Raw genomic sequence first — 14,529 nt, 5'->3', positions numbered from 1 at the left:
AGCTCTTAACTGATAAGGTGTAAGTTGTGTCTGATACCAGCACGTCTGATGAGCAGACGTTTTATTCCTCCTATCCTGATAGTGATATACGGCTCGTATTCCAGGCGGTGATCGATATCCTCCCACTGGCGCTGGCGGTAGTGCCTTGGGGAGTATTGTGTGGTTCATTGGCGATTGAGGCGGGGCTTACGCCTCTTCAGGCCCAGTGTATGTCACTCCTGGTGTTCGCCGGGGCGGTTCAACTGGCAAGCCTTTCCATCATCGGGGCGGGAGGACCGTTATCGTCGATCCTGACGTCATCGGCGGTGATCAGCTCCCGGCATTTATTGTATTCCGCTGTGCTGAGGGAGGATATCAAACCTCTTTCGCTGGCGTGGCGCTGCCTACTGGCTTTTTTTCTGACTGACGAAATGTTTGCCATCACAGTGGCCTTCAAAGCTCGTTATAACATCTTCAGTCCATTGTATTCACTTGCTGTCGGTTTTATGTTTTATCTGGTCTGGAATCTGGCAACTCTTGCTGGAATTCTGGCGGGCAAGCTGTTACCGAGCCTACAGGAGTATGGGCTTGAGTTTGCGATAGCTGCCACCTTTATCGCCATTGTCATTCCTGGGGTTCGTTCATGGTCGGTTTTAGGTGCGGTGTTAGCCAGTGGTCTCACTGCATTGATCTGTGAATGGTTCAAGGTCAGTCAGGGGCTGATTATTGCCACCGTGGTCGGCATGGCGTGTGGTTTCCTGTTGTCTTTCAGGGAGGAAAAAGTATGACGACCAGTTGGTGGACAATTTTCCTGATGGCGGCCATCACGTTCTACTGTCGGTATCTTTTTTTCACCACCGCCATATCGTTCAGCCTCAAAGGCCCAATCAAGCGAATGCTTCAATATACTGCGCCGTCAGTTCTGACTGCGATGTGGGTACCGATTATCTTTATCCATGATGGCAATCTGACTTCCGGTCTGGATGATCCTTTTCTGCTGGCGGGAATCGTGACCGTCGTAATGTCGGTGGTGACCCGGCATACGCTGCTGGTGGTTGGCGTTGGTATTGGTTCTTTTGTGCTGGCACGAATGCTTTTGGGGCAAGGGTAAAATATAAGGGTAAGGTTGGGTAAAGATAAGGATGAAAGCGGGTGGAAACAGGTCCCAGTGATTCTGATTGGAAAAAATCCAATAAGAATTCAGGAGAATAAAAAAGGTAGCCGGACAAATATCCGGCTACCAAACCGGCTAACTTAAGGGGTTAGGGGTGGTTCTGAGTGACCTGTTTGTCCTCTACCGGCCACCAAGGGTCATCCTTGGGTAGCGGTGAGGTCAGGGAATGAAGAAAGGCTTCAATATCCTGCAGATCTGATTCCTGCAGGTTCAACGGCAGCACGTCAAAATGAGGACGACTGGGATGTTGTTTGCGGTCATAAAACGGTGGAGAAGGTTTATTATAATGATTCAATACCTGTTGCAGGGTATCGAACTGACCGGCCTGCATATATGGGGACGTAGCCGCAATATTACGCAGTGTGGGGGTTTTGATCGCTCCGACCAGCTCTGGTCCCTGAGTCTTCAGGAAGCGCATTTCCTTACACTCATTCTTGCTGGCATCACTGAAAGGAGACAGACAGGTAAATTCATCCTCCCGTAACAGATTAACGCCTTCATACCTTCCCAGATCCACATGTTCGGTATTTGCTTCTGGTACTCCGATATTGTGGAATTCATGGTTGGTGAAAAGTGGTCCATTATGGCAGCTGGCGCAGTTGGCTTTCCCCATGAACAGGCGTAATCCACGAATCTGGCTGGGAGACATTAGCTCTTTGGCCTTTTCCATTTGGTTGTCTTTCAGAGCTGCGATAAAGCCATCAAATGGTGCTGGTGGAAGAGTGAGCATTCTCTGGTAAGCCATCAGCGATTTTCCCATATTGGTGAAAATACGATTGATCGCTTTCTGATCCTCTTGGTCCAGATCTTCCCAGTTTTCCAAGGCGGTTTCAGAGCCGTTAGGGGAGGCGGGAAAGTCCACATCATCCCAGTCGGGTTGTTCTGACTCCGTTTTGCCGAATAGTTTGCTGTACTGTTGCGGGTAGTATTCCAGAACTTTCTTTGCCAGTTCTGCGCGGGATAACCCGTGTTCATCCGGATGTTCCATCGGAGCCAGAGCCTGGGCCCACAAGCTGTCTTTTCGACCATCCCAGAACAGCCAGGGGCTGTAGGCTATGCCGAGAATGGTTGGAGCACTGCGACGGGTCTGGCCGATTCCCTGGGAATGCGCCAGACCATCGGTAAAGTACTGCTCAGGTTGATGGCAATGGCTGCATGAGACCTGCTGGTTTTTGCTCAGGCGTCGGTCAAAAAACAACGCCTTGCCGAATTCGGCAGCCTCTTCATTATCCGCCCATTGATTGTCTGGAGCTTCCGGGGGCGTTCCCAGGTTGCCGATATTGAATTGCGACAGAAACTCAATGTCTGCCGGTGTGAACTGATACAGATCGTCCTCAGCCCAGGCGTAAGTACCCGGGAGAAGTATCGTAAGTATCAAGGTGCATACTGATACAGCGCGGCGCAACATGATTCTCCTTATATGCTGAAGTTTCAAGCCTGGATGGTTTACAGAACCAGGTTGAAGGTGATCGAATCTTCTTCGTCCTGGTGATTGACCAGGAACTGCATGACCCACCAGCCGGACATTTGGAACTTGATCCCGTCGACTCTGTAGACACCCGGTGACACCTCTTCGACAATTTCTGGCTGGGTCGGAAGTCCGTGCACATGACCGGGCATATGGCCTTCCACTCTGACTTTGGCGTCGTGGATCGGCTGGCCGTCAGTATCACTGAGAATCAGGTACCACTGGTGTATTTCATTCAGTGGCAATTCTCCGGGTTTGGTATTGTCGTCCGGAATAGCCTCGATATGACCGAAGATATCCTGGTTTCTGGACACTTTAAATGAACTGGTTTCCAGACCTGGCGGGATGCTCTGGCCTGACATGGCCATGCGGTTAATGCTCATTGACTCACCGTCGTCCTGCTTCATTTTCTCCATGGTCGGATTGGGCACGCTGGGACTCATACTGCGAACCTGAACATTGTGTGCCATGGCCATGGTTTCGCCGGACATGGAAGAAAGCGCCAACTTGCCTTCATGTTTGATCCAGGGTTGCCAGATAGAGATAAACCCCTGTTTCATGATTTGCTGGCTCTCTCCCTTGAGCTTGTCCGCCTCGGCGCGCAGGTTTCCTGCCAGGGCCTGCCATGGTGTGACCTGGGATGCCAGCTGAGTGATGGTTTCCTGCAGCAGCTTTTCCATGTCCCCGGTGTTTTTGGAGGCTTTCAATTTTCTGACTTTGCTGCGCAGGTTGCTGACTTCCTTGCGCAACATGGTGGCATGTTTGATTGCTTCACCGGATTGATCTTCCAATGCCACGGCTTGCTGCCAGACATTGCTGGCATTCTGCATCAGAAGGCTGCCTTTGGTTGGCGGCGGCGGGGTTTTATCCGAATGATGATGGTGGTCCTCTCCAGAGGCGGTGGGGGCGGCTAATACGGTTGCCGGTGCTGAGATTGTGGCCAGTACCAGACTGGCCAGTAGCCACAGACGAGACAGATTTCCTCGCCGGTTGGATAGTCTTGAAATTGAGTTAATAGCGATGAGACCGTAATTCACAACGGAATGTCCTTTGTTCGTTATTATTTCCAACATGATTCGCAATTAAAACACCGGGCCACCGATGTTCCGTTTGGATAGGGTGGCCCGGCCAATTACAGCAGTTTGTTATTTATAAGTTACTTTCAGATGATAATCCGAAGCCGCGCCGCTATAACCCCTGACCATGACAAATGCTTCTGTCTGGCCGTTGGGAACGGTTTGCTCGCAGGTTTCATTGCTGCCATTTTTGTATGGACGGCAATCCCATGAGCTCGTCGTAGGTGCTGCGCCAAAACGAACGTACAGGTCTGCATCGTTGCTACCGGTCATCTCTGCTTTGAAAGGCTCTCCAGCAGTGACTTTGAAGGGACCGTAGTTATCTTCAGCGTTGCGGGATACGCTACCGTCAAACTCTTCAACGGTTTCACCGGGAGGGTTCGGATCATCGCCATCTTTGACGTAAGTGACTGTCAGCGTAAAGTCAGAATCGTTTCTGCTGTAGCCACGAACCATGACATAAACCTCGTTCTGATCTGCAGCCACGTTAATGGTGCACTCTTCAGAAGAACCGTTTTTATATGGACGGCAGTCCCAGTCAGAAGTGGTGGCAGGCGCGCCGACTTTAACATACAGGTCTGCGTCGTTGGTGCCGGTGATGCTGGCTTTGAAGGTGCTGCCAGGCTTCACTTTGAACGGACCATAGGCTTCTTCCTGATTACGTCCAACGCTGCCGTTGAAGGTCTCAGTCACATCGCCGCCGCCTGGATCAGGATTCTCAATGGCATCCCAGTCAGGAGTGACAACGAAAAGGCCGTTACCGATATCGCTCAGAACGATGTTGCCGCTCTCGAAGTATGGGTAGTTACTCCAGGTGCCTGAGAACTGAGCAGAGTTTGAGCCTGGAATAGTATCGAAGTAGGCCACTTCAGAAAGCTGACCCTGTTCAATATTTTCAGTGCTCAGAATACGCAGGCCGGCACGGTAGTTGGTTTCGAACACAAAACCGTCACGAGTGTAAAGGTTATGGTCGATCGCCTGGGTCGGGCCGACATAACGTCCCAGTTCAACGGGCGCTTCCAGGTTGCTGACATCGTAGATGTAGGACGTGGTATTAATCCCGTTCCGTTGCTCATCCAGCTCGTCATTCATAATCAGGATGGAATGATTCTCGTCCAGGAACCAGCCCTGGTGAGTATATTGTGAACCCTGATAAGGCGTGCGGGAGATTTGCTGGGGATTGGCTTTGTTGGAAACATCCACAATGGTGATGGTGTCTTCGTTGTAGCCAACACAGATTTCGTTACCGAAGTAACGGCTGTCTGGACCGTTGTAGACAACACACTGCGCATCGTGAGTGTAGCCGTCAGCGGAGAAACAACCTTCATAGCTGGGTTGCAGAGGGTTGGATATGTCCACCATATACAAACCACCACTGCAGCGGTTGCTACCGACGGAGTAGGCAAAGCCGGTATCTTCGTTGATCACGATGTTGTGGGCGTTACCAAAACCGTTGAGGTGAGCGGATTCTGAGAACGTCATTGGCGGATTGGTCACGTTTCTCAACTCGGTCAGATCAAAGACCTGAAGACCGTGGGTATTGTTACCTGAGCCGTCTGCGACGATAAAGACATAGTCGCCATAGACCTTCAAATCCCGCCAGCTGTCTTCACCATTGTCATGGGAGGGAAGAAAGCCGAGCACAACCGGATTGTCAGGGTCGGTGATATCGACAAAGGAGGTTCCGTTGGTCTTACCAACCAGGGCAATTTCTTTTCCTGTCAGTGGGTCTGTGTAGCCCCAGATATCGTTGAGGTCAGATGATCCTCCACCCAGGTCTGCCTTGGGTATAAAGGCACGGAAGTCCACGTTGTTGCATGGATATCCATTAGCACTGCCGTTAGTACAAGTGGTTGTGCTTGCACTATCGGAAAGCATGGACATTGCGACCGGGATTTCATTTTCATTGGAAGAATCGTACTTGAACGAATCAGGGAACATAGCACTATGGCCCCATGACAATGTTGAGCAGAACAAAGTTCCTGCCATTGCCAGGCTCGTTGATATATTACGTTTCATGAATGGTATTTCCTTATCGTTGTATATTTTTCTGCTTCCTATAGAAGCATCCTTGTCACAACAGCATCCACTACCAGCCTGAACAGTGTTAAGTTATCGCGTTATGCCTGTTCAGTGCCGGCTGACAGCAATGAATTCAAAGACTTCAATTAGTTAGCCCAGATTCACTCCAGTGAATTGCGATTCTGTCTTCTCTGAGTCGCGGATCGGGTTGTTGGCAAACCTCGTCAGCTTGTGGCCTTAGGGCTGCCGGCGCCTGATCGCGATGGGAGCAACTCTAAATGTCAGACAGGCCGTTGATTCTGCAATATTTATTCCTGATGTGAGGAAATGGCGGTTTTAGGGGATTTATTACATGTAAGTAATAAACTGTCATTTAGTGATGTGCCACATCAGGGTGCAAATGTTTCCTGTGGGAATACGTCGTGCTACATTATGTAATACTTTTCACCGGGTAACACAGGAAACTGTTACCTGCCATTCCTCAGCTATTTTGTTCCTTTGACCCTTATCATTTTCTAATCTGTGCTTCGTCATTCAATGATCGGGGGTCCTTATCTTCTGGCCCGAATCTCGTGATCGCGGTAATGGGGATCGGTCCAGCATTTGGGTAAAGGCTCACCGGACAGGAAAGTTAATCCTGCTTTCTCATACATTTCAGCATCCTGTAATTCTTCACCGTACTCAAGACAACCTTTCACATGTGTTTTGACTGGGTCGCAGAGATCATGGAAACGTTCAATTTCGACAATATGACCGCCACTTTTCTCTTTCAGTAACATGATGGTTCCTCCTGCTCAGATGCCAGATTCTGACTTCGTTGGCTAGGGTGTGTGCCCGTGGTACCGATAAATAATATACGCCTACCAATGAGACCTCTCAAATCAAAAAAAAGCGCTTTGGCAGAAGCCGCAGCGCTTAAGGGAACTACCTGAAGGTTGAGGGTTACTTCGTAATCTTCAGGTTGTCTAAGTAGATCCTGGTATAGGGATCCGGACCGATCACATGCAGACGCATCTGGGTAATAGAGCCTGATGCTTCAACTTTGATCTCGGCTTCCAGGTTCTGCCAGCTGGCCACCGAAATGGTGTCGCTGCTGAGCTTCTTCCAGCGTGGACCTCTGTCATCCACGGTATATAGCCAGAACTCAACATCATCGCTGCTCAGGCTGCTGCTTCTGAGGTAAACATCGGCATTGACCTTGTAGGTATTACCATTCTCAAGCAGTCCATTCACATCCAGGGCAGGGCCTGTGTACCAGTAATAGCGGTTGTAGCTTGCCAGGCTGTAGTTGCCGTCTTTAGCGATTCGCGACAATGCCAGCGAGCCTCCAAAGTAGCGACCCCAACCTTGTGCATTCTCTTCAAAGCCTGTGCTGTAAATGCTCGAAGGTTCTGGTGATGTTTTATCACCGATTTCTTCGACCTTCACTTCATCAACCAACAGATCGGTTCCGGCTTGTGGGCCATAGACCAGCAGTCCGACCGCATTCAGAGCATCATCTGCTTCCAGGGTGAAAGTCTGGTCGTAGGTTGTCATCTCAGAAGAGGTGACCGAGACCTTGGGCAGATACTGATAGTGGAAGCCTGCGCCGTCACGGATCTGTAGAGCGATTCGTGCGTTGTCACGGCTGCCATTTCTGCCCAGGCCGATTTTGGCGGTGACCCGGTATTGCTTACCTGCCTGCATTTTTCCAGTCAGAGACTGGAATGGACCGGAGTAGAACTGTGAGCGGTTGGACACGCTCAGAATGAAGTCCTGGCAATTGGTGGTCTTCTTGATTTGACCCAGTTGACCGGCACGGGAGAAGCTTTCCCAGCCGCTGATATCGGTGAAGTCACCGTTATCAACCAGATTGTTCTCCAGGCTTGGTTTGTTACAGGTTGGCAGATCGCCACCGGTATCTCCGCCATCATCTCCACCGTCGTCTCCACCATCATCACCATTATCGATGACGGTAGGAACAAAGCTGGCAATCTGGTTGCCCAGTCGGACCAGGTTGGTCGCCGCATCGGCGCCGTCGCTACGGTTCATGTCAACACCGCAAGCCTGGCCTTCACATTTGACCTGACGCGGGTTGGAGAATTGTTGCAGCTGATTGTAAGTACCATAGGAATGCGGATAAGCCATGATGGTACTGAAGCTGCCGTAAACACCGTGGCCACGACCCCAGGGCCAGGTGCCGCCTTCGGTATTCTGTCTGTATGAATGACCGAGACTCATGTTGTGTCCCAGTTCGTGGGTAAAGGTGTTCAGGCCACAATCCACACCCACCAGGCTGAAGCCAAGGGAAGAGGCGTTGCTGTAGAGAGAACCGGTCGAGCTGTTTCCGGAAGGAACATAGCCGATACCGCAGACATAACCGCCTTGCATCGGCTGACGGAGGTTCAGCAGGGTGACCAGGTCGGCGCCATAACGTTGACGCAGGCTGGCTACCTGACGGTTATTTCGCAGGCCATCCAGGTTGCCACCATTGACATAGGTATAGCCCGAGTCCAGGTTTTCGAGTCCGACCAGACGCAGTTTCATGTCAATGTTGCTGTTGGCGTAAGCTTGGTTACTAAATTCAATATAGGCGGCGGCACGTGCGGCGATATCCCGACCATTCTGGGTCTGCTGGGCATCATCAGTATAGAGAACCAGCACATCGACCACGTTCTCAGCGTGGGCAAGGCCGGCACTCATGATGAGGGCGCCTAGTGCACAAGAAAGTTTTTTCTTCATTGTAGGGATCCCTTCAAATGGGGTTGTTATATGCAAGCCCGATCAGCTTGCGTTTGCATTTGGTGGTGTCAGCTCAATGGGCGGAACGGTGCGCGAATCATCGTGCGGAATCATTCCGGCATTGACATCAGCCTCATCCACCAGGGTTGCATTGCCTGTGGCATTATCGATGGTGACCGTGTAAGTACCCTGGATGGTGGATACCACCACAACCGTATTGATATCACCTTGGGTGATGATCAGGTTGTCGGTGGTATCTCCACCGCTGATAGGACCTTTCCACACTTTCACATCCCCGAACTGATTGTGGGTGCTCTCAATCTCTGCGGATAACACCTTGTTCAGCGAAGGAATAGGGAGTTCAAGTGTTTGCCCTACCTGGATACTGTCCAGAGTCCTGGTTTCAACACGCAGATTTGTGGCAGCAATTCCATCAACCTGAGCGTGTTTGTCAGCCGCATCGACTTCCCAAAGTTGAACTGGGGTCGAGGATGGGGGAGCCAGTTCGCGCGGAATGGGATCGGGAACAGGAAGTTCATCATGTGGCCGACGGGAGGTTGCGGCAGCAGATGCTCCTGGGGGAGCTCGAAACTGTCCTGCTGCGGCAGGGGAGGGTTGAGACGACCCCTGACTGTTGGCGGCGAGAGTCCCAGATTGTTTGCTGGAGGTGGTATTCTGACTGACCACTTCCACATCTGATGACTGTGCTCCTCTGGGAGATTGCCAGAGCTGGTAACCTACCAGGGCACAGGCGCCGACAACAGCGACGATGGTCGTTGTCGCGTTTATTTTCATTGGCAGTATTCCTGACGAATATGTGATAGATTGTTATTGAATATCTTTAAAAATTATGTAGTTAGATATTCTTTTTGATGGTCCGGGAGGGTAATGGAAAGATTTATCCTGCACTATCGGTCGGAAAGGTAGTCCAGGGCTCTGTTCTGCATAGGCCTTTTGGCCGGAGTTGGCTTCTGGGCCTTGATATTGGGGAATACCGACGACAAGGTTGCGGAAGGCAAGGTTCGTTATAATGTGAACCTTGTCTCATATTTAATGCTCTTAAACAGGAAGCCTGCTTGATCTACATACTTGTTTTTACAATATTATTGCTGCTTATTGCCGGTCCCCGACTATGGATCAGGCACGTATTGAAGAAATATGGTGATCCAATGCCGTCTCTGCCGGGAACCGGTGGTGAACTGGCCGACCATTTGATCAAACGGTTCCAGCTTGAGGGGGTTAAGGTTGAAAAAACTGAGTCAGGGAATGACCATTACTCTCCCTCAGAGAAACGGGTGCGTTTGAGCCCTGAATTTTATGAAGGTCGTTCGCTCACGGCTGTTGCCGTAGCGGCTCATGAAGTGGGTCATGCCATCCAGTATCACCGTCGGGAGACGATTACTCACCTGCGCGATCGGTATACCCCCATGGCAATGCGAATACAACAGATGGGAACCGTGATACTGATAGCTTCACCTCTGGTACTGGCCATTGTACATATTCCTCAGCTGGCGCTTCTTACTGTATTGGCAGGAGTCATCGCGATGCTTGCTTCCGCCTTGATGCAATTGATTATTCTGCCGATGGAATGGGACGCCAGTTTTAATAAGGCCATGCCAATACTCTTTCAGGGGGAGTACTTATCCCGTCATCACCAACCCGCTGTAAAGAAGATTCTGACGGCGGCGGCATTGACCTATTTTGCCGGAGCGTTGGTTGAGGTGTTTCAGTTATGGCGATGGTTGGCGATTCTGAAAGGTATCTTTAGATAAAGGACCCACGGAAAGATAGCACCCATAAGATATAGAGCGAATAAAACCAGGAAACGATAAAAGGGAACAGTAAAATAGAAAACGGCGGAAGCATCAGCGACATTGATTCTGCGAAAACAGTGGCAATGTCGCTGATTGAAACTGTTGTCGTTAATCGAAACTACTGTCAGTGTGTATGGGCTACCGGGATGTGATAGGTTTTTCCACCGGCTTCTACCACGTCATATTCTGGTGAGCCGCGATATCTTACAATAGTGACGCTTTCTATCGATTCAATATAGCTGGCCTTGACCTTCACCGGATAGCCGGCATTAGGTGGAATCTCTTTTCCCTGCCTATCCAATACCACAATTTCTCCCCGGCTGTTCATGGTAATCCGGTAGGGGGCTACGTGGTCTTTTGTCTTTGTGTAATGAGTATCTCCAGTATTCGGGTGGTCGCGACCGAAGTACTGATCATCCGGATCTCCGGGGCCGTAATGCTGGTTGAAGTTGGCGCATCCGGTGAGTGATAACGAGATCATGGCGATACAGCTAACGAGTTTTATGGGGTTCATGGTGCCTCCTGCTTGGGCGGTGTGTGGTATCAGAGTGATAACTGAATCCGGCTGTAGAAAAATCTTTCCGGTGAATAACGCAGATAGTTCAGCTCGCTGTTGAGAATTTCACTGTTGTCATCGAACAGGTTGTTGATTCCGAATTGGAATTCCCCCAAACGTTTGGGAAGCTTCACGCCGACCTTGAGATTCAGGTTCCAGAGATGTTCCCGAAACTCCCGTTGGTCAGAGGAGGAGAATGAAGCGTCCACGGTCTGATCCGTATAGATAATATCGGCTTGGCTATAAAGCCACGGGTTAATCGCAGCATTCAAACCAGATTGGGCAATATGGGTCTTGGTTCGGTATATCGTGCCACTGGAACTGAATTGCTTGTCCACCAGATCAATGTCCTCAAATTCATAACCGAGATTCAGTGACAGTTGGTGGGTCAGGTGTTGATAGTAATAGGCGTGGTGATAATTGAACTCCCGCTGATTCTGATCCGGTTCTGGCTGGAATGCTTGAATAGGGGTTTTTACTTTACGATAGATATTTTCGACACCAAAACGGACATCCCTGTCAGGGGCGAAATCCACGCCCAGCGCATAAACCTTGGTGTTTGAGCCGTTAATGTCATCGTAAAACTGATTGAACCCGACAATCTGCACAGGCTCTATCGTTTGATTGGCCGTAATATCCCGTTTAATGGTTTTGAATGCAGCTAATCTTAGTGTCAGTTCCGAAACTGGAGAATATTGAAGTCCGAACTTGGGCGACCATTCAATTGTTCTGTGCAGGCTCGTGTCAGGTGGAAAGGGGATAAAGTTGAAAACGATCGTCTGGCTGGCATCAGTTTCCTGGTTATCATAGGTGGTGCCAAACAACAAAAACAGACTCTCAGAGGGTTGAAGGCCAAGGTAGGTGTAAAAGTTTTTGTGGGTCAGATCTTCAGTTTCCGCCAGTTGGAAGAAATCCCCTTCGTGACCGATATCGGTCTGACCCTCTACTTCTGACTGACCAACACCACTTTGCAGGTAGAAGCTCTGCCGCTTGTAGATATGCTGAAGCTCTATGGTTTTCTGGGATCGATCCGAGGTAATGACATTGGCCTCCTGATACTCATCCCGATTCTGGTGAATTGCCGAGAATGCAACATCATGATGACTATTCAAATGGCTTCTGATACCTGCCCGGTAAGTTTCACTGTTAATTTCCTGGGGTTTCGGGGGCGGGTCAGGTGATATCGACTCGAGTGTATAAATATGTTTATCGATGTCGAGCTTTCTGGCTTCCAGTTGTACCGTGGTTGCCGGTGAAATCTGCCACTGTAATAGTCCGTTATAAATGTCGTGCTCCTGCTCGCTGTCGGCAGGCCGAAATCCATCCGTTTGATAGTGGTATTGTCCCAGGCTGAGTGCCACGGGGCCCTGTAATGCAGAAATGGCGGCATCCTCACCCCAGGTATCATTGCCTCCTGCGATAGCATTCAGTTGGCCGTAAACACCATTCTGGGTGAATAGAGAATGATATTCATTTTGGCTGGGCATTGAAGGGCCCAGACCTTCCAGAATGGACAGGTCTGATTCGCCGATTTCTGGCTGAAGGGGATGAGCCGACAGTGGTTGCCACAATTGAGCCTGGAGGAGTTCTGACACTCTTGCCGTCTCATGATTGGGCAATCCCGCATAGCGATCTGCCAATAACCGGTGCCCGTCAGCACTGGTGGGGTCTTGACGCAAAGCGTCCCAGCCCTCCAGCAGTACCGCCTGATCAAATCCGACTTGCTCATATGCCCTGGCCAGTGCGGCACTGCGGGTGGCTGAGTCGCTTTGTAAAAGCCTGTCAGAGCGGTACAGAGCACGATGGTGATTCAGCGCTTTGGCAAGTTCCAGATCTGCCACAGCCCCAGTGGGGTTATTGGCGAACAGCTTCTGTATCCCGAGGTAGAAGAGTGGGGTTGGATCATATTCGTCAAATTCACTGGCCAGCCGCCACTGGTCGACAGCGTCACTGTCCCGTTTATCTTCAAAGTAGGCTCGTCCAAGGTAGCTGCGCAGAATGCTTTGATCGGGGGATAAACTGACTGCCGTTTCCAGATAACGTATTCCTTCGTCTATTTCTCCTCGGCGCAAGGACACCAGGCCCCGACCCAGCCAGGCTTTAGGGTGGCCAGGCGATAAATCCAAAGCCTGACTGAAAAGCAGATCAGCTTGTTCCAGGTGCAATTCGAACAGAGCGACATAGCCGGCCATAATCAACGTCAGAGGGTTTTCCGGCTCCAGAAGAAGTGCATGCTCTGTCGCAGCCCGGGCATCTGGGTATTGGGCTGAGGCGAGATGCAGATCGGCCAGTCGATACCATGCCAGTATATTTTCTGGAGCTATCCTGGTGGCCTGTTCAGCACTGGCTGTCGCTTCTTCCAACATGATAGCGGCCTGTTGTGCATAGGATAGTGCCAGATAGGCTGTCGAACTGTCCGGGGCAAGGGTGACCGAGCGCCGGGCAAACTTCAGTGCAGAATCTGGTCTATTGTTTATCGTTTCAACTAGTGCATTTAACGCATAGACCAGATGTGAAACTTCTTTGACCTCCTGCAGCTGGGCCAGTAATTTCCTTGCCTCATCCAGCCGGCCAACAGACAGTAGAAGTGTGGCTTTGGCCAGTTGCAGTCCAGGTGACAGAACTGCCTGACGTTCCAGAAGCACGATCGCTTTATCCGGCAACCTGTTTTGGCTAAACCCCAAAGCCTTCTGCAACAGGGGGTGGTCGGCCCGTGAAGTCGTTTGAGACTGTATTTCCTGAAGCGTAATAACAGGGGGGAAATACAGGGTCCATTGGATGCTGTCTTCTGTATCGACAATGATGCCCTGCATTGCCTGAGAAGAGGCGTTGGCGCTTGCCTGGGTGCCCGGTGTCAGGATGGTCTGATCGCTGTCACTGGAGGCGAGAACCTGTCCCTCAAGGACGGTCATAGTACCTTCGGCATCCACCACAAACTCGGTACCTTCCACCATGGCGTTGACGTAAGGTGTCTCGACTTCAAATCGATTGACGATTCGGCTGAGAAAATGGGCAATGCCTGACTGAAGTTTAATCCAGAAGCTTTTGTCAGGTTTGTTATCGGGAAAATGTACCAGAGTATTCCGGTCAAGCCGCATGTAGGTATTGTTGCTCAGGTAAACCGATGCCCGACTGTATTCTCCGGTGCGGATGACATCGCCGGGACAGATATATTGTTCTTCTTTCAGCCTGTGCCAGGAGATGGACTCTGAAGAAATTTCGAGATTCCCGTCAACGGCAATGACTCTCCCCATCCAGTCATCGCAGGGAGGGGCGGCCATGGTTGATAAGGACAGCAGCGGGAGACTAACCCAGAGAAGGACCTGGAAACCTGCAGGTGAGAACAGTTTCTGAATTGGCTTCTGATTTAACTTTTGCTGCGGCAGATTGCAGCGCAGAAGAACGCCCACAGAGCACTCCTGAATAATATCAGGAATCTGATGATGAGCCTTCATAATACAGAAAGAAGGTCTGTCTCAACGGATTCCAGGCTTAACAGCGTTGTTATTATTTCAGGCTGATAACTTCATGAGGACAAACTGACTGTCGGAACCGAATCAATCCTGATTCCTGAATCGTCCAATACCCGCCACTTTTCGGGAAAACTCTGAATGGCCTGTCAGGCGCACTGTCTTCAGAGGTTCCGGCGCTAATTTCTCAACCTCTCGGCAGGAGCCGTCGGTTGATTGCTCTCTCACCTAATAGAATTCATCCCAGAA

Annotated in this window: 11 protein-coding genes; 3 read left to right on the top strand and 8 right to left on the bottom strand. The window is 50.5% G+C overall.

Going from position 1 to position 14,529, the window contains the following annotated elements; translation table 11 throughout:
* Positions 1-26: 26 nt before the first annotated feature.
* Positions 27-767 (top strand): AzlC family ABC transporter permease, encoded by a 741-nt coding sequence (locus F566_RS0117785; RefSeq protein ID WP_020408372.1) that lies wholly within the window; start codon positions 27-29, stop codon positions 765-767.
* Positions 764-1,090 carry an AzlD domain-containing protein gene (locus tag F566_RS0117780; RefSeq protein ID WP_020408371.1) on the top strand — a complete coding sequence of 109 codons (327 nt, stop codon included), beginning with the start codon at positions 764-766 and terminating at the stop codon, positions 1,088-1,090. The genes F566_RS0117785 and F566_RS0117780 overlap by 4 nt, the downstream gene beginning before the upstream one ends.
* 151 nt (positions 1,091-1,241) lie before the next feature.
* Here F566_RS0117780 and F566_RS0117775 read toward each other — a convergent pair whose 3' ends face one another.
* The 6 genes from F566_RS0117775 to bamI form a co-directional block, all read right to left on the bottom strand.
* Positions 1,242-2,561, bottom strand: a complete 1,320-nt coding sequence (locus tag F566_RS0117775; protein ID WP_020408370.1) for a cytochrome-c peroxidase — start codon at positions 2,559-2,561, stop codon at positions 1,242-1,244.
* Positions 2,562-2,599: 38 nt separating this feature from the next.
* A complete protein-coding gene (locus F566_RS35580; RefSeq protein ID WP_157496859.1) occupies positions 2,600-3,658 on the bottom strand; it encodes a FixH family protein in 1,059 nt (352 codons plus the stop codon).
* A gap of 108 nt (positions 3,659-3,766) precedes the next feature.
* Complete coding sequence (locus F566_RS35575; RefSeq protein ID WP_020408368.1) at positions 3,767-5,716, bottom strand: choice-of-anchor B family protein; 1,950 nt, start codon at positions 5,714-5,716, stop codon at positions 3,767-3,769.
* Between the two features lie 554 nt (positions 5,717-6,270).
* Positions 6,271-6,498 (bottom strand): hypothetical protein, encoded by a 228-nt coding sequence (locus F566_RS0117760; RefSeq protein ID WP_020408367.1) that lies wholly within the window; start codon positions 6,496-6,498, stop codon positions 6,271-6,273.
* A 163-nt stretch (positions 6,499-6,661) separates the two neighbouring features.
* On the bottom strand, positions 6,662-8,401 hold the full coding sequence (gene mep72, locus F566_RS0117755) for a biofilm-associated metzincin protease Mep72 (protein ID WP_245555271.1): 1,740 nt from the start codon (positions 8,399-8,401) through the stop codon (positions 6,662-6,664).
* Positions 8,402-8,482: 81 nt separating this feature from the next.
* A complete protein-coding gene (gene bamI / locus F566_RS35570; RefSeq protein WP_020408365.1) occupies positions 8,483-9,235 on the bottom strand; it encodes a biofilm-associated metzincin protease inhibitor BamI in 753 nt (250 codons plus the stop codon).
* Between the two features lie 281 nt (positions 9,236-9,516).
* Between bamI and F566_RS0117745 the strand changes: the two genes are divergently transcribed.
* Entirely contained in the window at positions 9,517-10,212 is a 696-nt protein-coding gene (locus F566_RS0117745) for a zinc metallopeptidase (RefSeq protein WP_020408364.1), read from the top strand.
* A gap of 166 nt (positions 10,213-10,378) precedes the next feature.
* On the opposite strand, the gene F566_RS0117740 is transcribed toward F566_RS0117745, so the two are convergent.
* Positions 10,379-10,768 (bottom strand): hypothetical protein, encoded by a 390-nt coding sequence (locus F566_RS0117740; protein ID WP_020408363.1) that lies wholly within the window; start codon positions 10,766-10,768, stop codon positions 10,379-10,381.
* Between the two features lie 29 nt (positions 10,769-10,797).
* Positions 10,798-14,220, bottom strand: a complete 3,423-nt coding sequence (locus tag F566_RS0117735; RefSeq protein WP_169334449.1) for a FecR domain-containing protein — start codon at positions 14,218-14,220, stop codon at positions 10,798-10,800.
* Positions 14,221-14,529 lie beyond the last annotated feature (309 nt).

Source organism: Hahella ganghwensis DSM 17046 (assembly GCF_000376785.1).
GTDB classification, from domain to species: Bacteria; Pseudomonadota; Gammaproteobacteria; order Pseudomonadales; family Oleiphilaceae; genus Hahella; species Hahella ganghwensis.
This window is presented reverse-complemented; position numbering and strand designations above follow the sequence as displayed.

What these genes read in the sequence shown, in the direction of transcription:
- F566_RS0117780 (WP_020408371.1), top strand. Translation starts at nt 764, where the DNA reads ATGACGACCAGTTGGTGGACAATTTTCCTGATGGCGGCCATCACGTTC.
- F566_RS0117775 (WP_020408370.1), bottom strand. Translation starts at nt 2,561, where the DNA reads ATGTTGCGCCGCGCTGTATCAGTATGCACCTTGATACTTACGATACTT.
- F566_RS35575 (WP_020408368.1), bottom strand. Translation starts at nt 5,716, where the DNA reads ATGAAACGTAATATATCAACGAGCCTGGCAATGGCAGGAACTTTGTTC.
- F566_RS0117760 (WP_020408367.1), bottom strand. Translation starts at nt 6,498, where the DNA reads ATGTTACTGAAAGAGAAAAGTGGCGGTCATATTGTCGAAATTGAACGT.
- mep72 (WP_245555271.1), bottom strand. Translation starts at nt 8,401, where the DNA reads ATGAGTGCCGGCCTTGCCCACGCTGAGAACGTGGTCGATGTGCTGGTT.
- bamI (WP_020408365.1), bottom strand. Translation starts at nt 9,235, where the DNA reads ATGAAAATAAACGCGACAACGACCATCGTCGCTGTTGTCGGCGCCTGT.
- F566_RS0117740 (WP_020408363.1), bottom strand. Translation starts at nt 10,768, where the DNA reads ATGAACCCCATAAAACTCGTTAGCTGTATCGCCATGATCTCGTTATCA.